Below are 19,394 nucleotides of genomic sequence, written 5' to 3' on the forward strand. Positions count from 1 at the left end.
GTTCGCGCATCGATCGCCGAGGAGTCTGAGTTGTGACCAAGCCTACAAAATACCGTGACGTCGAAATCCGCGCCGCCCGTGGTAACACGCTCACCGCCAAAAGCTGGCTGACCGAAGCGCCGCTGCGCATGCTGATGAACAACCTCGACCCGCAAGTGGCCGAGAACCCCAAGGAACTGGTGGTGTACGGCGGCATCGGCCGTGCCGCGCGTAACTGGGAGTGCTACGACCAGATCGTCGAAAGCCTCACGAACCTGAACGACGACGAAACCTTGCTGGTGCAATCGGGCAAGCCGGTTGGCGTATTCAAGACCCACAGCAACGCCCCGCGCGTGCTGATCGCCAACTCCAACCTGGTGCCGCACTGGGCCAGTTGGGAGCACTTCAACGAACTGGATGCCAAGGGCCTGGCCATGTACGGCCAGATGACCGCCGGCAGCTGGATCTACATCGGCAGCCAAGGCATCGTCCAGGGGACATACGAAACCTTCGTCGAAGCCGGTCGCCAGCACTACGACAGCAACCTCAAAGGCCGCTGGGTACTCACCGCCGGCCTCGGCGGCATGGGCGGCGCGCAGCCGCTGGCGGCCACGTTGGCCGGTGCGTGCTCGCTGAACATCGAGTGCCAGCAGGTCAGCATCGATTTCCGCCTGGCCAGCCGTTATGTCGACGAGCAAGCCACCGACCTCGACGACGCCCTGGCGCGCATCGATAAATACACAAAAGAAGGCAAGGCCATCTCCATCGCCTTGTTGGGTAACGCCGCAGAAATCCTGCCGGAACTGATCAAACGTGGCGTGCGCCCGGACATGGTCACCGACCAGACCAGCGCCCACGACCCGCTCAACGGCTACCTGCCGGCCGGCTGGACCTGGGACGAATACCGCGCCCGCGCCAAGACCGAACCGGCTGCGGTGATCAAGGCGGCCAAGCAGTCGATGGCCGTGCACGTCAAGGCCATGCTGGAATTCCAGAAACAAGGCATCCCGACCTTCGACTACGGCAACAACATCCGTCAGATGGCCCAGGAAGAGGGCGTGCAAAACGCATTCGACTTCCCTGGCTTTGTACCGGCCTATATCCGCCCCTTGTTCTGCCGCGGCATTGGCCCGTTCCGTTGGGCGGCCCTGTCCGGCGACCCGCAAGACATCTACAAGACCGACGCCAAAGTCAAAGAACTGATCCCGGACGACGCTCACCTGCACAACTGGCTGGACATGGCGCGCGAGCGCATCAGCTTCCAGGGCCTGCCGGCGCGGATCTGCTGGGTCGGTCTGGGCCAGCGCGCCAAGCTGGGCCTGGCGTTTAACGAAATGGTGCGCAGCGGCGAGCTGTCGGCCCCCGTGGTCATCGGTCGCGACCACCTTGATTCCGGCTCGGTAGCCAGCCCGAACCGCGAAACCGAATCCATGCAGGATGGCTCCGACGCCGTGTCCGATTGGCCGTTGCTCAACGCCTTGCTCAACACCGCCAGCGGCGCGACCTGGGTCTCGTTGCACCATGGTGGTGGCGTCGGCATGGGCTTCTCCCAGCACTCCGGCATGGTCATCGTCTGCGACGGTACCGACGAAGCGGCTGAGCGTATTGCCCGCGTGCTGCACAACGACCCGGCCACCGGTGTGATGCGTCACGCAGACGCCGGTTATCAGATCGCCATCGACTGTGCCAAAGAGCAGGGCCTGAACCTGCCGATGATCAAGTAAGCCTGCGCCACCCTGAAAACAATCCACCAGAGGTTGAACACACATGGCTGCAAATGACGCGCGTGCAAGCACCACCCCGTTGATCGAGAAACGTTCGATCGACTACATCCCGCAAGCGGAAAGACACGGTCGTCTCTTGAGCCAGTTCACCCTGTGGCTGGGGGCCAACCTGCAGATCACGGCCATTGTCACCGGGGCCTTGGCCGTGGTGCTGGGCGGTGATGTGTTCTGGTCGTTGATCGGTCTGTTGATCGGCCAACTGCTGGGCGGCGCGGTGATGGCGCTGCATGCCGCGCAGGGCCCGCAACTGGGCTTGCCGCAGATGATCTCCAGCCGTGTGCAGTTCGGTGTGTATGGCGCGGCCATTCCGATGGTGCTGGTGTGCCTGATGTACCTGGGCTTCACGGCAACGGGCACCGTCCTGTCCGGCCAGGCCTTGGGCCAGTTGTTCAGTGTCAGCGACAGCGTCGGCATCCTGATCTTCGCCAGTGTCATCGTGCTGGTCACGGTGTTGGGTTATCGGGTGATCCACTTTATCGGCCGCGTCGCCAGCGTCATTGGCGTGATTGCCTTCGTTTACCTGTTTATGCGCCTGGTGGGCCAGGCTGACATCGGCGCCTTGTTGCAAATCCGCCATTTCAGTTGGGGCAGCTTTTTGCTCGCGGTGTCGCTCGCGGCCTCCTGGCAGATCGCCTTTGGCCCTTATGTGGCTGACTATTCACGCTACTTGCCGAGCAGCACCTCGTCGGTGAAAACCTTCCTCGCCGCCGGCGCCGGCTCGGTGATTGGCGCGCAGGTGGCGATGGTCCTCGGTGTGTTTGCCGCGGCCATGGCCAACGGGAAATTCGCCGGCCATGAGGTGGCCTACATCGTGGGGTTGGGCGGGAGCGGTGCCGCCGCTGCGCTGCTGTATTTCAGCATCGCATTCGGCAAGGTCACCATCTCGACGCTGAACTCCTACGGCAGCTTCATGTGCATTGCCACCATCATCAGCGGCTTTCGCGGGCACTTGCAGGTATCACGCCTGCAGCGCCTGGTGTTTGTGTTGCTCATCGTCGGCACCGCAACGCTGATCGCGCTGCTGGGCCAGCATTCGTTCCTCGGTGCGTTCAAATCCTTCATTTTGTTCCTGCTGGCGTTCTTTACGCCTTGGAGCGCGATCAATCTGGTGGACTTCTACTGCATCACCCGTGAGCGCTATGACGTACCGGCGTTGTCCGATCCAAACGGGCGCTACGGCCGCTGGAACCCGCTTGGGATCAGCGTGTATGTGTTCGGCGTGCTGGTGCAGTTGCCGTTCATCTCCACCAAGTTCTACACCGGCCCGCTGGTGGACGTGCTGGGCGGCGTGGATATCTCCTGGATCATCGGCCTGGTGCTACCCGCAGCCCTGTATTACGTGTGCGCAAAAAAATGGCACGCCAGCGTGCCCGATCAACTGATTCTGCCGCTCGAGCAGGACAGCGTTGTACCCACCAAAACAAGCAGAGCCGGTCGCGCTGCGGCGCAGGCCTGACGGGACGTGGACAGGGCAGGATGCCTTTTGACTGCCGTAATCCATTTCATGATTGGGAGCGTCACACAATGAAAATGAATAAGACCCTGCTGACCACGTTGTTCTCGGCAGGCTTGCTTGCCAGCAGCGGCGCCTATGCGGCCGGCTGGTGCGAGTCGGGTAAACCGGTGAAATTCGCAGGCCTGAACTGGGAGAGCGGCATGCTGCTCACCGACATCCTGCAAACCGTTCTGGAAAAAGGCTACGACTGCAAAACCGACAGCTTGCCGGGTAACTCCATCACCATGGAAAACGCCCTGAGCAGCAATGACATCCAAGTGTTCGCCGAAGAATGGGTCGGCCGCAGCGAAGTCTGGAACAAGGCCGAGAAGGCCGGCAAAGTCGTCGGCGTAGGCGCGCCGGTGGTGGGCGCTATCGAAGGCTGGTACGTGCCGCGCTACGTGATCGAAGGCGACGCCAAGCGCAAGCTGGCCGCCAAGGCGCCGGACCTGAAAAACATCGCCGACCTGGCCAAGTACGCCGCCGTGTTCAAGGACCCGGAAGAACCCTCCAAGGGCCGTTTCTACAACTGCCCGGCCGGCTGGACCTGCGAGCTGGACAACAGCGAGATGCTCAAAAGCTACGGCCTGGAAAGCAGCTACACCAACTTCCGCCCAGGCACCGGCCCGGCGCTGGATGCGGCGGTGCTGTCGAGCTACAAGCGTGGCGAGCCGATCCTGTTCTACTACTGGTCGCCAACCCCGCTGATGGGCCAGGTCGACCTGGTGAAGCTTGAAGAAAAGCCCGGTGTGGACAAGACCGTGAGCATCAAGGTCGGCCTGTCCAAGGCCTTCCATGAGCAAGCGCCGGAACTGGTGACCGTGTTCGAAAAGGTCAACCTGCCCATCGACCTGTTGAACCAGAACCTGGGGCGCATGGCCAAGGAGCGGATTGAATCGCCGAAACTGGCGAAGATTTTCCTCAAGGAACATCCTGAAGTCTGGCACGCCTGGGTCAGTGAAGACGCCGCCAAGAAAATCGACGCGGCCTTGTAGGTCAAGTGCGCCCGGCTACCCTGTAGGGTGGCCGGGTGCTTGGCCACAACCCACTGGATCGAGAGCACGCTATGTTTCCTGAGAGTTTTACGTTTTCCATTGCCGACTGGGTCAACGGTTGGGTGGATTCACTGGTCACCAACTACGGCGATGTGTTCCGGCAGATTTCCGACACCCTGCTGTGGGCCATCGTCAACCTCGAAGGCCTGCTGCGCGCAGCGCCGTGGTGGTTGATGCTGGCTATCGTCGCCGGCATTGCCTGGCACGCCACACGCAAGGTGGTGACCACCGTCGTGATCGTCGGCCTGCTGTTCCTGGTGGGGGCGGTTGGGCTGTGGGACAAGCTGATGCAAACCCTGGCCCTGATGATGGTGGCCACGGTGATTTCGGTGCTGATCGGCATTCCGTTGGGCATTCTCTCGGCGCGCAGCAATCGCCTGCGTTCGGTGCTGATGCCACTGCTCGACATCATGCAGACCATGCCCAGCTTCGTGTACCTGATCCCGGTGCTGATGCTGTTCGGCCTGGGCAAAGTGCCGGCGATTTTCGCCACGGTGATCTACGCGGCGCCGCCGCTGATTCGTCTGACCGACCTGGGCATTCGCCAGGTCGATGGCGAAGTCATGGAAGCCATCAACGCCTTCGGTGCCAACCGCTGGCAACAACTGTTCGGCGTGCAACTGCCTCTGGCGCTGCCCAGCATCATGGCCGGTATCAACCAGACCACCATGATGGCGTTGTCGATGGTGGTGATCGCCTCGATGATCGGCGCCCGTGGCCTGGGTGAAGACGTACTGGTCGGCATCCAGACCCTCAACGTCGGCCGAGGCCTTGAGGCCGGGCTGGCCATCGTGATTCTCGCCGTGGTCATCGACCGCATTACCCAGGCCTACGGTCGTCCACGGCATGAGGCGAGCAAATGACTACTGTCAGCAAAATCGAAGTTAAAAACGTCTTCAAGATCTTCGGCAACCGTTCCAGGGAAGCGCTGGCGCTGGTTGGCCAGGGCAAGACCAAAGACCAGGTGCTGGCCGAAACCGGTTGTGTGGTCGGCGTGAACGACCTGTCCCTGAGCATCGCCACCGGTGAGATCTTCGTGATCATGGGCCTGTCGGGCTCCGGCAAATCCACCCTGGTGCGTCACTTCAACCGGCTGATCGACCCCACCAGCGGCGCGATCCTGGTGGACGGCGAAGACATACTGCAACTGGACATGGACGCCTTGCGCCAGTTCCGCCGCCACAAGATCAGCATGGTGTTCCAGAGCTTCGGCTTGCTGCCCCACAAGACCGTGCTCGACAACGTGGCCTACGGCCTCAAGGTGCGGGGCGAAACCAAGCAAGTGTGCGCCGAACGTGCGCTGCACTGGATCGAGACCGTGGGCCTGAAGGGCTACGAAAACAAATACCCGCACCAACTCTCCGGCGGCATGCGCCAACGCGTCGGCCTGGCCCGCGCCCTGGCGGCCGATACCGATATCATCCTGATGGACGAAGCGTTCAGCGCCCTCGACCCGCTGATCCGCGCCGAGATGCAGGACCAGTTGCTGGAGCTGCAAAAGACCCTGCACAAGACCATCGTGTTTATCACCCACGACCTCGACGAGGCCGTGCGCATCGGCAACCGCATTGCGATTCTCAAGGACGGCAGGCTGATCCAGGTCGGCACGCCGCGCGAGATCCTGCACTCGCCGGCGGATGAGTACGTGGATCGGTTTGTTCAGCGGCGCGCGGCGGTGGTCTGACCCGGGTTTTGTGGCCGGTAATGCGGTAAACGTATTCAAGAAGGTATGAAGATGTCCCAGGCAGCAACAATCATCATCGCCGACACCCCCCTGCGCTGGCAGGACGTGGTCGCCGTGGCTCGCCATGGCGCAGCCCTTGAACTCTCGGACCAGGCCTGGGCGCGGATCGACAATGCCCAAGCCATCGTGCAGCGCATCGTCACCAGCGGTGAGCGCGCCTATGGGGTGAACACCGGCCTGGGCGCGCTGTGCAATGTGTCGCTCGAGGGTGAGCAACTGAGCCAGCTGTCGCGCAATACCTTGCTCAGCCATGCCTGCGGCGTCGGCCCGGTGCTGAGTGATGAGCAGACCCGCGCAATCATCTGCGCCGCCGTGATCAACTACAGCCACGGCAAATCCGGCCTGCATCCGCAGGTGGTGCGCGCATTGCTGGCGCTGCTCAACCATGGCATCACCCCGCAAGTGCCGTCCCAGGGGTCGGTGGGTTACCTGACCCACATGGCCCACGTCGGCGTGGCCCTGCTGGGCGTTGGCACCGTGAGCTATCGCGGCCAGGTCGTGACGGCGCAAGCGGCGCTGCAGGCCGAAGGTTTGCAGCCCGTGGTACTCGGCGCGAAAGACGGCCTGTGTCTGGTCAATGGCACGCCGTGCATGACCGGCCTGAGCTGCCTGGCCCTGGCCGATGCCCATCACCTGCTGCAATGGGCCGACGTGATCGGCGCCATGAGTTTTGAGGCCCAGCGTGGTCAGATCGACGCATTCGACGAAGCCATCATCGCGCTCAAGCCGCACCCGGGCATGCAGAAGGTCGGCATCAACCTGCGGGCATTGCTCGACGGCAGTGAAGTGATCGCCAGCAGCAAGGGCATCCGCACCCAAGACGCGTTGAGCATTCGCTCGATCCCGCAGATCCACGGCGCCGCGCGCGACCAGGTGGAGCACGCCACGCGCCAGATCGAGACCGAGCTCAACAGCGCCACCGACAACCCGCTGGTGCTCGGCACCCCGGACCAATACCGCGTGGTGTCCCAGGCCAATCCGCACGGCCAGTCCGTGGCCATGGCCGCCGACCTGCTCGCCATCGCCATGGCCGAAATCGGCTCGGTGGCCGAGCGCCGCCTGGACCGCCTGATCAACCCCCACGTCAGCGGCTTGCCGGCGTTTCTGGTGAGCAACCCAGGGGTCAATTCCGGAATGATGATCGTGCAGTACGTCGCGGCGTCTCTGTGCGGCCAGAACCGCCAATTGGCGCAACCGGCGGTGCTCGACAATTTCGTTACCTCGGGCCTGCAGGAAGACCACCTGAGCATGGGCACCAACGCGGCGCTCAAGCTGCACCAGCTGCTGGCCAACGTTACCCAGATCCTCGCCATCGAGTATCTGCTGGCGGCCCAGGCATTTGAATTCTTGAAGGATCAACGCTTCGGCGCAGGCACCGACAGGGCCTGGCGTTTGCTGCGTAATGTGGTTCCCGCCTACGAGCAGGACCGCTGGCTGGCGCCGGATATTGCGACCGCCGCCAGATTGCTCAAAGACACTGTCTTACCGACTTTGCACTGAACACTGAAAATAATTCACAAGGAGTACGAATGTGACTGCGCTAAATCTGATTCCAGGCCAACTGAGCCTTGCCCAACTGCGCGCCATCTACCAGCAGCCGGTGACCCTCAGTCTGGATGACAGCGCCACGGCGCAGATCGACGCCAGTGTTGCCTGTGTGGAGCAGATTCTCGCCGAGAACCGCACCGCCTATGGCATCAACACCGGTTTTGGCCTGCTGGCCTCGACCCGCATCGCCAGCGAAGACCTGGAAAACCTCCAGCGTTCCCTGGTGTTGTCCCACGCCGCCGGCGTCGGTGAGCCGATCAGTGACGCGCTGGTGCGGCTGGTCATGGTGCTCAAGGTCAACAGCCTGAGCCGTGGGTTCTCGGGGATTCGTCGCCAGGTGATCGACGCGCTGATCGCGCTGATCAATGCCGAGGTGTACCCCCACATTCCGCTCAAAGGTTCGGTGGGCGCATCCGGTGACTTGGCGCCATTGGCCCACATGTCCCTGGTGCTGCTGGGCGAAGGCAAGGCGCGTTACAAAGGTGAATGGCTGGACGCGACCGCCGCGCTGAAAATCGCCGGCCTCGCGCCGCTGACCCTTGCCGCGAAAGAAGGCCTGGCGCTGCTCAACGGCACACAGGTTTCCACGGCCTATGCCCTGCGTGGCCTGTTCGAAGGTGAAGACTTGTTCGCCGGCGCATTGGCCTGCGGTGGCCTGACCGTGGAAGCGGTGCTCGGCTCGCGCTCGCCGTTCGACGCGCGTATCCATGCGGCACGCGGCCAGCGTGGGCAGATCGACGCGGCGGCGGCCTACCGCGACCTGCTGGGCGAAAGCAGCCAGGTGTCGCAGTCGCACCAGAACTGCGACAAGGTGCAAGACCCGTACTCGCTGCGTTGCCAGCCCCAAGTCATGGGCGCATGCCTGACTCAGTTCCGCCAGGCCGCTGAAGTGCTGGAGGTAGAGGCCAACGCCGTGTCGGACAACCCGCTGGTATTTGCCGCCGAAGGCGACGTGATTTCCGGTGGCAACTTCCACGCCGAACCGGTGGCGATGGCCGCCGACAACATGGCCCTGGCCATCGCCGAAATCGGCTCCCTGAGTGAGCGCCGCATCTCGTTGATGATGGACAAGCACATGTCGCAACTACCGCCGTTCCTGGTGGGCAATGGCGGTGTGAACTCCGGCTTCATGATCGCCCAGGTAACCGCCGCCGCGCTCGCCAGCGAAAACAAGGCGCTGGCCCATCCCCATAGCGTCGACAGCCTGCCCACGTCCGCCAACCAGGAAGACCACGTGTCCATGGCCCCCGCTGCAGGCAAGCGTCTGTGGGAAATGGCTGAAAACACCCGTGGCATCCTCGCCGTGGAATGGCTGGCCGCGTGCCAGGGCCTGGACCTGCGCGAAGGCCTGAAGACCTCACCCACCCTCGAAAAAGCCCGCGGTATGTTGCGCGACAAAGTGGCGTTTTATGACAAGGACCGCTTCTTCGCCCCCGACATCATCGCCGCCAGCGAACTGCTCGCCAGCCGCTGCCTGAATGAACTGGTGCCGGCCACGTTGCTGCCGAGCCTGTAACTGAGGAGGCATTGATGAAAACGCTTTGGCAACACTGCCACGTCGCAACCATGGCCGGCGGCAACTACTCGATCATCGAGGATGCGGCCATGGTGACCACCGGTGCGCTCATCGAGTGGATCGGCCCGCGCAGCGCTGTGCCGACGGCGGATTACGTCCATGTGCATGACCTGCGGGGCGCGTGGGTCACGCCTGGACTGATCGACTGCCACACCCATACGGTGTTTGGTGGCAACCGCAGCGGCGAGTTCGAACAACGTCTTCAAGGCGTGAGCTATGCCGAGATCGCCGCTAGCGGCGGCGGTATTGCCAGCACCGTGCGCGCCACCCGTGCGGCGTCCGAAGATGAACTGTTTGCCAGCGCTGAAAAGCGCCTGCGCAGCCTGCTGCGTGACGGTGTGACGAGCGTGGAGATCAAGTCCGGTTATGGCCTGGACCTGGCCAACGAACGCAAGATGCTGCGCGTGGCCCGGCGCCTGGGCGAAGCGCTGCCGGTGAGCGTGCGTGCCACCTGCCTGGCGGCCCATGCGTTGCCGCCCGAGTACAAGGACCGCGCTGACGAGTACATCGAGCACATCTGCAACGAGATGCTGCCGGCGTTGGCGGCGGAGGGGCTGGTGGATGCGGTGGATGCGTTCTGCGAATACCTGGCGTTCTCCACCGAGCAGGTGGAGCGGGTATTTAAAGTGGCGCGGCAACTTGGCCTGCCGGTGAAGCTGCATGCCGAGCAGCTGTCGTCGCTGCACGGCTCCAGCCTGGCCGCGCGGTACCAGGCGCTGTCGGCAGACCACTTGGAGTTCATGACCGAAGAAGACGCTATCGCCATGGCCGCTGCCGGCACCGTCGCCGTGCTGTTGCCGGGGGCGTTTTACTTCTTGCGTGAAACCCAATTGCCGCCCATGGACGCGTTGCGCAAACACGGGGTGAAGATCGCCATCGCCAGCGACCTCAACCCCGGCACCTCGCCGGCCCTCTCGGTGCGCCTGATGTTGAACATGGCGTGCACCTTGTTCCGCATGACCCCGGAAGAAGCCTTGGCGGGCGCCACCACACACGCCGCCACCGCGTTGGGCATGGGCGCCACCCATGGCTCGCTGGAAGTGGGCAAGGTCGCCGATTTTGTCGCCTGGCAGATCGATCGCCCCGCCGACCTGGCTTACTGGCTCGGCGGCGAGCTGGATAAACGCGTCGTGCGCCATGGCGTCGACGTCACCGTATAAGGAGTAATGCTGTGGATAAGGTTCTGAACTTCAAACAAGGCAGCACGCCGCTGTTGATCAGCATGCCCCACGCCGGCCTGCGCCTCACACCTGCGGTCGAGGCAGGGTTGATCCCCGAGGCGCAAGGCCTGCCGGATACCGACTGGCACATTCCGATGCTGTATGACTTTGCCGAGGAACTGGGCGCCAGCACCCTTGCGGCCGAGTACTCGCGGTTTGTCATCGACCTGAACCGACCCTCCGATAACAAGCCGCTCTATGCAGGCGCCACCACCGGTCTTTACCCGGAGACATTGTTCGATGGGGTCCCGCTGTTTCGCGACGGTCAGGTGCCGACCGAAGAAGAGCGCGTGACCTACCTGCAAAAGATCTGGGGCCCGTATCACCGCGCCCTGCAAGAAGAGCTGGCGCGGCTCAAGGCCGAGTTCGGCTATGCGTTGCTGTTCGATGCACACTCGATCCGTTCGGTGATCCCGCATCTGTTCGAGGGCAAGCTGCCGGACTTCAACCTCGGCACCTTCAACGGTGCCGCGTGCGACCCTGAACTGGCCAGCCAGTTGGAGGCGATCTGCGCTGACCATCCGCAGTACAGCCATGTACTCAACGGGCGCTTCAAGGGCGGCCATATCACCCGGCATTACGGCAACCCGGCGCAGGATATTCACGCGGTGCAGTTGGAGTTGTGCCAGAGCACCTATATGGAAGAGGTTGCGCCGTTCCGTTATAGGCCGGACCTGGCCGGGCCGACGCAGGTGGTGTTGAGGCAATTGCTGGAAGGCTTTTTGGCCTGGGGGCGAAAGCACTACCGCTAGTTGCCGGCCGGACAGTCGCAGCAGTGCAATTGCCGGTCGCCACAGGTCGCTTTTGAAGGGGCCTCGCTGGGTAAGGTTGTGGATACGGCGCACCAGACGCCATCTCCCACAATAAAAACTGCCGAGTGAGACCTCTTTCATGAAAAGACTGTTCAACCGTTACCTGTTGACCCTCACCGGCGCCGCGCTGCTCAGCGCGCAAGCCCTGGCCGCCGAGCCGGCCTCCTGCAAAACCGTGCGCATGGGCGTGGTCAGTTGGACCGACGTGGTCGCCACCTCCGGCATGGCCGACGTGCTGCTCACTGGCCCGGGCTACGACAGCAAGCAAACCAACGCCGTGCAGCAGATCATCTTTGCCGGCATCCGCGACAAGCGCCTGGATATCTTCCTTGGCTACTGGAAGCCGGCCATGGACAACAACATCGCGCCGTTCCTCGCCGCCAAACAACTCAAGGTGCTCGACACGCCGAGCCTTGCCGACGCTCAGGCGACCCTGGCGGTGCCGCAATACGTGGCCGACGCTGGCCTGAAGACCTTCGCCGACATCGCCCGCTTCAAGCAGCAACTGGGCGGCAAGATTTATGGCATCGAGCCCGGCAGCGGTGCCAATACCGATATCCAGAAAATGATCGACACCAACCACTTCGGCCTGGGTGGTTTCAAGCTGGTGGCCTCCGGTGAAGCCGGGATGCTCGCGGCCGTGCAGCGCGCGGTGAACCGCAAGGAGTTCGTCGTGTTCGTCGGTTGGACCCCGCACCCGATGAACATCAATATGCACATGACCTATCTCACCGGCAGTGAAGATGTGTTCGGCCCCAACGAAGGCCGCGCCACGGTCTCCACCGTCACCGCGCCGGACTTCGCCGAGCGTTGCCCGAATGCCAATCGATTGTTGGAGAATCTCACCTTCACCGCCGCTCAGGAAAGCCAGTTGATGGTGCCGATCATGGAGCGCAAATCGCCCCAGGAGGTGGCCAAACAATGGTTGCGCGATCATCCCGAGGATCTGCAGCGTTGGCTGGCCGGGGTGACCACGTTTGACGGCAAAGAGGGTGTGGCAGCGGTGCAGGCCAGCCTTAAACCTTGAGCCAAAGGAAAACTCCCACCGTTGATATCCCGCTTTTTCAAGGTGTTCGTGCATGTACGCCATTTCTGCGCAGCTTGCCGCTTTCGTCCAAAAGACCGAATCCTTCAGCAGCGACGACGTGTCGCTGGCCGGGCTGCGTCAACACTACGCGCGCATGTGCCAGGCATTCACCCCGCCGAAACCAGAAGGCCTGCGAGTTTCGGACTTTTCCCTCGGTGGCGTAGGCGTGCGCAGTTATCACCCCGCATCGCCCACCCCGGCCGAAGGCTGGCCGTGCCTTGTTTATATGCACGGCGGCGGTTGGGTGGTTGGCGGGCTGGATTCCCACGATTTCATCTGCTTCGAACTGGCCAGTGCCCTGAACGTGCTGGTGATCGCCATTGACTACCGCCTTGCACCGGAACACCCATTCCCGGCAGCGTACGACGATTGTCGCGCTGTGTGGCGGGCGATCCAGGCAGGGCAGGGGCCGCATGCCATCAACCTGCAACGTCTGGTCGTGATGGGCGACAGTGCCGGCGGCAACCTGGCCGCCGCCTTGTGCCTGGGCCTGCGCGACGACGGCCAGCCACTGCCCCGCGCCCAGGTATTGATTTACCCAGGCCTGGGTGGCCCGGCGGATCTGCCCTCACGCCAGGACTGCCGGGATGCGCCGCTGCTCAGCACGGCCGACACGGCCACCTACCTGGCGCTGTACCTGGGCGAGTCGGGCCGGCCGTCCCCCTATGCCATGCCCCTGCTGGCGGAGGATTACAACGGTTTGCCGCAGGCGTTTATCGCCGTGGCCCAGTTCGATCCCCTGCGCGACGACGGCATGCTCTACGCCGAGCGCCTGCAAGCGGCAGGCGTGAGTACGCTGCTTTATCCAGGAAAAGGCCTGGTCCACGGTTGTTTGCGGGCGCGGGGTCAAGTGGTAGAGGTGGATCGACTCTACGACTACCTGCTCGATTACCTTAAGGGCGAAGGGCTGACACAGGTCTAAGTGCGCAAGGACATGCTCATTGCACAATTCGGGTTTATAGTGCCAGACGGCACAATAAAAGACGTCCCCCCAGGGATGAACCCGAACCCCTACGGAGCGCGCAATGCAGACTTGGTACCCGCAGATCAAACCCTACGCCCGGCACGATCTGGCCGTCGATGAAACCCACACGCTGTACGTCGATGAAAGTGGCTCCCCCGATGGTTTGCCCGTTGTATTCATCCACGGTGGCCCTGGTGCAGGGTGCGATGCCCAGAGCCGCTGCTACTTCGATCCGAACCTCTATCACATTGTCACCTTCGACCAGCGCGGTTGCGGGCGTTCCACCCCCCGGGCCAGCCTGGAAAACAACACGACCTGGGACCTCGTCGCCGATATGGAGCGCATTCGCGAGCATCTGGGCATCGACAAATGGGTGCTGTTTGGCGGTTCCTGGGGCTCGACGCTGGCCCTGGCCTACGCGCAGACCCACCCCGAGCGTGTGCTGGGTTTGATCGTGCGCGGCATTTTCCTGGCGCGCCCGCAGGATATCGAATGGTTCTACCAGGCCGGCGCCAGCCGCCTGTTCCCGGATTACTGGCAGGATTACATCGCGCCGATCCCTGCCGACGAGCGCCACGACATGATCGCGGCCTACCACAAGCGCCTCACCGGCAATGACCAGATCGCCCAGATGCACGCGGCCAAAGCCTGGTCCGGCTGGGAAGGGCGCATGCTGGGCCTGTGTCCGAGCCCGCAGCACGTGGAGCGTTTTTCCGAGCCGCAACGGGCCTTGTCCATTGCGCGTATCGAGTGCCATTACTTCACCAACAATTCTTTCCTGGAGCCCAACCAACTGATCCGCGATATGCACAAGATTGCCCATTTGCCTGGCGTAATCATCCACGGCCGCTACGATATGATCTGCCCGCTGGATAACGCTTGGGAACTGCATCAGGCCTGGCCCAACAGTGAGCTGCAGGTAATTCGTGAAGCAGGCCATGCGGCTTCGGAGCCGGGCATCACCGATGCGTTGGTGCGTGCGACCAGCGAGATGGCACGGCGCCTGCTTGATCTACCGCCAGAAGAAGCATGAAGGGTTTGTTGCAACGGGTGCGTGGCGCCCGCGTCGAGGTGGCGGGCGAGGTTGTCGGCTCGATTGATCAGGGTTTGCTGGTGCTGGTGGCGGTCGAGCCTTCAGATACGCCTGAAAGCGCCGATAAGTTGCTGCACAAGTTGCTCAACTATCGGGTATTCAGCGACGACGAAGGCAAGATGAACCTGTCGCTCAAGGACATCGGCGGCGGTTTGCTGCTGGTGTCGCAGTTCACGTTGGCGGCGGACACCAAAAGCGGTCTGCGGCCAAGCTTCTCGACAGCAGCCCCGCCAGCCCTTGGAGCAGCGCTTTTCGACCACCTGCTGTTACAAGCGCAACAATCCCATGGCAAGGTGGCGTCGGGACGTTTTGGCGCAGATATGCAGGTACATTTGGTCAATGATGGCCCTGTGACCTTTCTGTTACAGACATGAATGTATTAAAAACGACTTTTAATGCCTGAAACGCAGGATTTCGCTACAAATACTTCGTTGCCCCTGATGCGTTGTCTCGCGGGCTACTAGATAATCGCGCGCTACGGGGATCAGCGTTGTTTGGTCCATTTTTGACTTAGGTAGAGACTTGTCCGACAACCATTGGGGAATCATTTTGACCCAGGGGAGTCGGAACAATGCTCGCCAACCTGGCATATAGATAGCTGGCCGTTGGTTTTTTGATCTGTTTTCGGCGAGGGTTGCTCGTGATTGTTAGTCCCTGTAATGCACCAAAATTGTCTGCCAAACGGTTACGAAACGCACTGGTAACGGGCTCGGCCCTGTTTTGCCTGTTCGGCGCGGGTCAACTGTGGGCATTCAGTCTGGATGATGTGTCGGCCAAGGCAAAAGAGCTGGCCGGGCAGAAATACGAAGCTCCGCGCAGCAATCTGCCGAACGAATTCCGTGAGATGAAGTTCGCGGACTACCAGAAGATTCGTTTCCGTAACGAAAAAGCCGAATGGGCCGATCAGAACACCCCGTTCAAGCTGTCCTTCTATCACCAGGGTATGCATTTCGATACACCGGTGAAAATCAACGAAGTGACCGCCGACAGCGTGCATGAAATCAAATACGACCCGTCGCGTTTCGACTTCGGCGACGTGAAGTTTGATCCTAAAGCCACCGAGCAACTGGGTTATGCCGGTTTCCGTGTGCTGTACCCGATCAACAAGAACGACAAGCAAGACGAAATCATGACCATGCTCGGCGCGAGCTATTTCCGCGTCGTCGGCAAGGACCAGGTTTACGGCCTGTCCGCCCGTGGCATGGCGATCGACACGGCGTTGCCGTCCGGCGAAGAGTTCCCGCGTTTCACCGAGTTCTGGATCGAACGTCCAAAGCCGGGCGACAAGCACCTGGTGATCTTTGCGCTGCTGGATTCGCCCCGTGCGACCGGCGCCTATCGTCTGATCCTGCGTCCGGGCACCGACACCGTCGTCGATGTGAAGTCCCAGATGTTCCTGCGTGACAAGGTCAGCAAGCTGGGCGTTGCCCCACTGACCAGCATGTTCCTGTTCGGCGCTAACCAGCCGTCCAAGGTGCTCAACTACCGTCGTGAACTGCACGACTCCAGCGGCCTGTCGATCCATGCCGGTAACGGCGAGTGGATCTGGCGCCCACTGAACAACCCGAAACACCTGTCGGTCAGCAACTTCACCGTGGAAAACCCACGGGGGTTCGGCCTGCTGCAACGAGGTCGCAACTTCAGCCACTACGAAGACCTGGACGACAACTACGACAAGCGCCCAAGCGCCTGGATCGAGCCTGAGGGCGACTGGGGCAAGGGTTCCGTCGACCTGGTCGAGATCCCGACCGCCGATGAAACCAACGACAACATCGTTGCCTTCTGGAGCCCGGCCGAGCTGCCTAAAGTCGGTGAGCCACTGGAAGTCGCCTACCGCCTGCACTGGACCCTGGACGACGCTGCGTTCCACTCGCCGGACAGCGCCTGGGTCAAGCAGACCCTGCGTTCCACGGGTGACGTCAAGCAATCCAACCTGATCCGTCAGCCGGACGGCAGCGTGGCTTATCTGGTGGACTTCGAGGGCCCGTCCCTGAAGAAACTGCTGCCGGACGCCCCGGTGCGCAGCCAGGTGAGCGTGGGTGACAACGCTGAACTCGTAGAAAACAGCGTGCGTTACAACGAACACACCAAAGGCTGGCGCCTGACGCTGCGTCTGAAGATCAAGGACGCGGGCAAACCGACCGAAATGCGTGCGGCCCTGGTGCAAGACATTCCTCAGGCTGAGCCCGAGAAAGTCTCGACCCAAGTGCTGAAGGCTGACAAGGTTTTGGCCAAGCAACATGAAAAACAGGCCAAGAAAGACGCCAAGGACAAGGAAGCCAAGCAGCCGGAAGCTGCCCCAGCCACACCGGAGCCGATCAAGACTGAGCAAGTCCTGACCGAAACCTGGAGCTATCAGTTGCCTGCCGATGAGTAATTCTCAAGCCCGGCCAGAGACTCTGACCGAGTATCTGGCGCACCTGCCGATGACCGCTGAGCAGCGCGCCGAACTGGCGGGCTGCACCTCCTTCAGCGAGTTGCACGAACGGTTGTCGTCCAAGACCTTCGATGCGCCCATCGACGCCGCCCAGGCGTCGGTCGGCAGCCGGTTGAACCTCAGCACGGCCGAAGAGCTGCAAGACGCCGAAATGCTGGGGCTCGACGCCGGCGGTCGCGTGTGCCTCAAGGCCACGCCGCCGATTCGTCGCACTCGCGTGGTACCGGAGCCGTGGCGCACCAATATCCTGGTGCGCGGCTGGCGCCGTATCACCGGTCGCAGCAACCCACCGGCACCGCCGAAGGATGAACGTGTACTGCCGGCCGCGCGCTGGCGTACCGTGGGTTCTATCCGTCGTTACATCCTGCTGGTGCTGATGCTTGGCCAGACCATCGTGGCTGGCTGGTACATGAAAGGCATCATGCCGTACCAGGGCTGGTCGCTGGTCGACTTCGACGAAATCCGCAACCAAACCCTGCTGCAAACCGCCACTCAGGTGCTGCCGTACGCCCTGCAAACCAGCATCCTGATCATGTTCGGTATCTTGTTCTGCTGGGTTTCGGCGGGCTTCTGGACCGCCTTGATGGGCTTCCTTGAGCTGCTGACCGGCCACGATAAATACCGGATCTCCGGTAAAAGTGCCGGCAACGAGGCGATTCCGAAAGATGCCCGCACCGCGTTGGTCATGCCGATCTGCAACGAAGACGTGCCGCGTGTATTCGCCGGTTTGCGCGCAACGTTTGAATCGGTAGCGGCCACAGGTGACCTGGACCGCTTCGACTTTTTCGTGCTCAGCGACAGTAACGACGCCGACATCTGCATCGCCGAACAGCAAGCCTGGCTGGACGTGTGCCGTGAGGCCGGTGGTTTCGGCAAGATTTTCTATCGCCGTCGCCGTCGTCGCGTAAAGCGCAAGAGCGGCAACCTCGACGACTTCTGCCGTCGTTGGGGCGGTGAATACAAGTACATGGTGGTGCTCGACGCTGACTCGGTGATGAGCGGCGAATGCCTGACCAGCCTGGTGCGCTTGATGGAAGCCACGCCGGATGCCGGGATTATCCAGACTGCGCCGCGTGCGTCGGGCATGGACACCCTGTATGCGCGCATGCAGCAGTTCGCCACCCGTGTGTATGGCCCGCTGTTCACCGCTGGCCTGCACTTCTGGCAACTGGGTGAATCCCACTACTGGGGTCACAACGCGATCATCCGCATGAAGCCGTTTATCGAGCACTGCGCCCTGGCGCCATTGCCGGGTAAAGGTGCGTTCGCCGGGTCTATCCTGTCCCACGACTTCGTTGAAGCGGCGCTGATGCGCCGTGCCGGCTGGGGCGTTTGGATCGCCTACGACCTGCCGGGCAGCTACGAAGAACTGCCGCCGAACCTGCTTGATGAACTCAAGCGCGACCGTCGCTGGTGCCACGGTAACCTGATGAACTTCCGCCTGTTCCTGGTCAAGGGCATGCACCCGGTGCACCGTGCGGTGTTCCTGACCGGCGTGATGTCGTACCTCTCGGCGCCGTTGTGGTTCCTGTTTCTGGTGCTGTCCACGGCCCTGCTGGCGGTGAACACCCTGATGGAGCCGCAGTACTTCATGGCGCCGCGCCAGTTGTACCCGCTGTGGCCACAATGGCATCCGGACAAGGCGGTGGCGCTGTTCTCCACCACCATCGTGCTGCTGTTCCTGCCCAAGTTGCTCAGCATCATCCTGATCTGGGCCAAGGGCGCGAAAGAGTTCGGCGGCAAGTTCAAGGTGACCATGTCGATGCTCCTGGAGATGCTGTTCTCCATGCTGCTGGCGCCTGTGCGGATGATTTTCCACACCCGTTTCGTCCTCGCCGCGTTCCTCGGCTGGGCCGCGACCTGGAACTCGCCCAAGCGTGACGACGACTCGACCACCTGGGGCGAGGCGTTCAAACGTCACGGCACCCAGACGTTGCTGGGCTTCCTCTGGGCCTTGCTGGTGGTGTGGTTGAACCCCAGCTTCCTGTGGTGGCTGGTGCCGATCGTCGGTTCGCTGATGTTGTCGATCCCGGTATCGGTGATCTCCAGCCGTGTGAACCTGGGCCTCAAGTCTCGCGACGAGAGCCTGTTCCTGATCCCTGAGGAGTACAACCCGCCGCAAGCGCTGCTGTCGACGGAGAAGTACACCCACGAAAACCGTTGGCATGCCCTTAACGATGGGTTCGTGCGTTCGGTGGTGGACCCGCAGCAGAACGCCCTGGCGTGTGCCCTGGCGACCTCGCGTCACCGTGAGGCCGAGCCGATTGAATACCTGCGTACCGAACGTGTTCGTCACGCGTTGAAAGTCGGTCCTGCCGGCCTCAACAACGCTGAACGCGTGGCCTTGCTCAGTGACCCGGTCGCCCTGGCGCGCCTCCACGAGCAGGTCTGGAGCGAGGGGCATGCCGAGTGGCTGGCCGCTTGGCGTGACTCGATCAAAGCCGATCCACACGCGCCGTTGCTGCCGCTGCAACCGCTGTCGTCTCAGGCCCAGCCGGCCTGATTCAGACACCCCCGAGGGCTCACCTCGGGGGTGTTCCAAGCGCTGGTCCTACGGCGTTTCGCACCTCTTCCGAATATCCCTGACCCCTTGTTATTTC

The 19,394-nt window shown here is 62.1% G+C and carries 15 protein-coding genes; all 15 read left to right on the forward strand.

Annotated features, from left to right (window positions below):
- Positions 1–32: 32 nt before the first annotated feature.
- The 15 genes from hutU (at position 33) to mdoH (ending at position 19,297) form a co-directional block, all read left to right on the forward strand.
- Positions 33–1,703, forward strand: a complete 1,671-nt coding sequence (hutU, locus tag PSH59_RS01805) for a urocanate hydratase (protein WP_305394159.1) — start codon at positions 33–35, stop codon at positions 1,701–1,703.
- Positions 1,704–1,746: 43 nt separating this feature from the next.
- The gene (locus PSH59_RS01810; protein ID WP_305394160.1) at positions 1,747–3,219 is read left to right on the forward strand and encodes a cytosine permease; all 1,473 of its coding nucleotides are present in this window, start codon (positions 1,747–1,749) and stop codon (positions 3,217–3,219) included.
- Positions 3,220–3,287: 68 nt separating this feature from the next.
- On the forward strand, positions 3,288–4,253 hold the full coding sequence (locus PSH59_RS01815; protein WP_248077041.1) for an ABC transporter substrate-binding protein: 966 nt from the start codon (positions 3,288–3,290) through the stop codon (positions 4,251–4,253).
- 71 nt (positions 4,254–4,324) lie between these two features.
- A complete protein-coding gene (locus PSH59_RS01820) occupies positions 4,325–5,176 on the forward strand; it encodes a proline/glycine betaine ABC transporter permease (RefSeq protein WP_248077046.1) in 852 nt (283 codons plus the stop codon).
- Positions 5,173–5,997: a glycine betaine/L-proline ABC transporter ATP-binding protein gene (locus PSH59_RS01825; protein ID WP_248077049.1), complete on the forward strand. Its 825-nt coding sequence runs from the start codon at positions 5,173–5,175 to the stop codon at positions 5,995–5,997. Before PSH59_RS01820 ends, PSH59_RS01825 begins: the two co-directional genes overlap by 4 nt.
- 51 nt (positions 5,998–6,048) lie before the next feature.
- Positions 6,049–7,557, forward strand: a complete 1,509-nt coding sequence (hutH, locus tag PSH59_RS01830; protein WP_305394161.1) for a histidine ammonia-lyase — start codon at positions 6,049–6,051, stop codon at positions 7,555–7,557.
- A 31-nt stretch (positions 7,558–7,588) separates the two neighbouring features.
- Positions 7,589–9,121, forward strand: coding sequence for a histidine ammonia-lyase (gene hutH / locus PSH59_RS01835; RefSeq protein ID WP_248077056.1), 1,533 nt, complete (start codon positions 7,589–7,591; stop codon positions 9,119–9,121).
- Positions 9,122–9,135: 14 nt separating this feature from the next.
- On the forward strand, positions 9,136–10,341 hold the full coding sequence (gene hutI, locus PSH59_RS01840; RefSeq protein WP_305394162.1) for an imidazolonepropionase: 1,206 nt from the start codon (positions 9,136–9,138) through the stop codon (positions 10,339–10,341).
- An 11-nt stretch (positions 10,342–10,352) separates the two neighbouring features.
- Complete coding sequence (gene hutG / locus PSH59_RS01845; protein WP_305394163.1) at positions 10,353–11,153, forward strand: N-formylglutamate deformylase; 801 nt, start codon at positions 10,353–10,355, stop codon at positions 11,151–11,153.
- Between the two features lie 139 nt (positions 11,154–11,292).
- Entirely contained in the window at positions 11,293–12,240 is a 948-nt protein-coding gene (locus PSH59_RS01850) for a choline ABC transporter substrate-binding protein (protein ID WP_305394164.1), read from the forward strand.
- Between the two features lie 52 nt (positions 12,241–12,292).
- Positions 12,293–13,222: an alpha/beta hydrolase gene (locus PSH59_RS01855; RefSeq protein ID WP_305394165.1), complete on the forward strand. Its 930-nt coding sequence runs from the start codon at positions 12,293–12,295 to the stop codon at positions 13,220–13,222.
- A 103-nt stretch (positions 13,223–13,325) separates the two neighbouring features.
- The gene (pip, locus tag PSH59_RS01860; protein ID WP_305394166.1) at positions 13,326–14,297 is read left to right on the forward strand and encodes a prolyl aminopeptidase; all 972 of its coding nucleotides are present in this window, start codon (positions 13,326–13,328) and stop codon (positions 14,295–14,297) included.
- Positions 14,294–14,731, forward strand: coding sequence for a D-aminoacyl-tRNA deacylase (gene dtd, locus PSH59_RS01865; RefSeq protein ID WP_248077073.1), 438 nt, complete (start codon positions 14,294–14,296; stop codon positions 14,729–14,731). Before pip ends, dtd begins: the two co-directional genes overlap by 4 nt.
- 323 nt (positions 14,732–15,054) lie before the next feature.
- The gene (locus PSH59_RS01870) at positions 15,055–16,734 is read left to right on the forward strand and encodes a glucan biosynthesis protein G (RefSeq protein WP_248077713.1); all 1,680 of its coding nucleotides are present in this window, start codon (positions 15,055–15,057) and stop codon (positions 16,732–16,734) included.
- Positions 16,727–19,297 (forward strand): glucans biosynthesis glucosyltransferase MdoH, encoded by a 2,571-nt coding sequence (gene mdoH / locus PSH59_RS01875; protein ID WP_248077075.1) that lies wholly within the window; start codon positions 16,727–16,729, stop codon positions 19,295–19,297. The genes PSH59_RS01870 and mdoH overlap by 8 nt, the downstream gene beginning before the upstream one ends.
- Positions 19,298–19,394: the final 97 nt, after the last annotated feature.

Source organism: Pseudomonas sp. FP2309 (assembly GCF_030687575.1).
Classification (GTDB): domain Bacteria; phylum Pseudomonadota; class Gammaproteobacteria; order Pseudomonadales; family Pseudomonadaceae; genus Aquipseudomonas.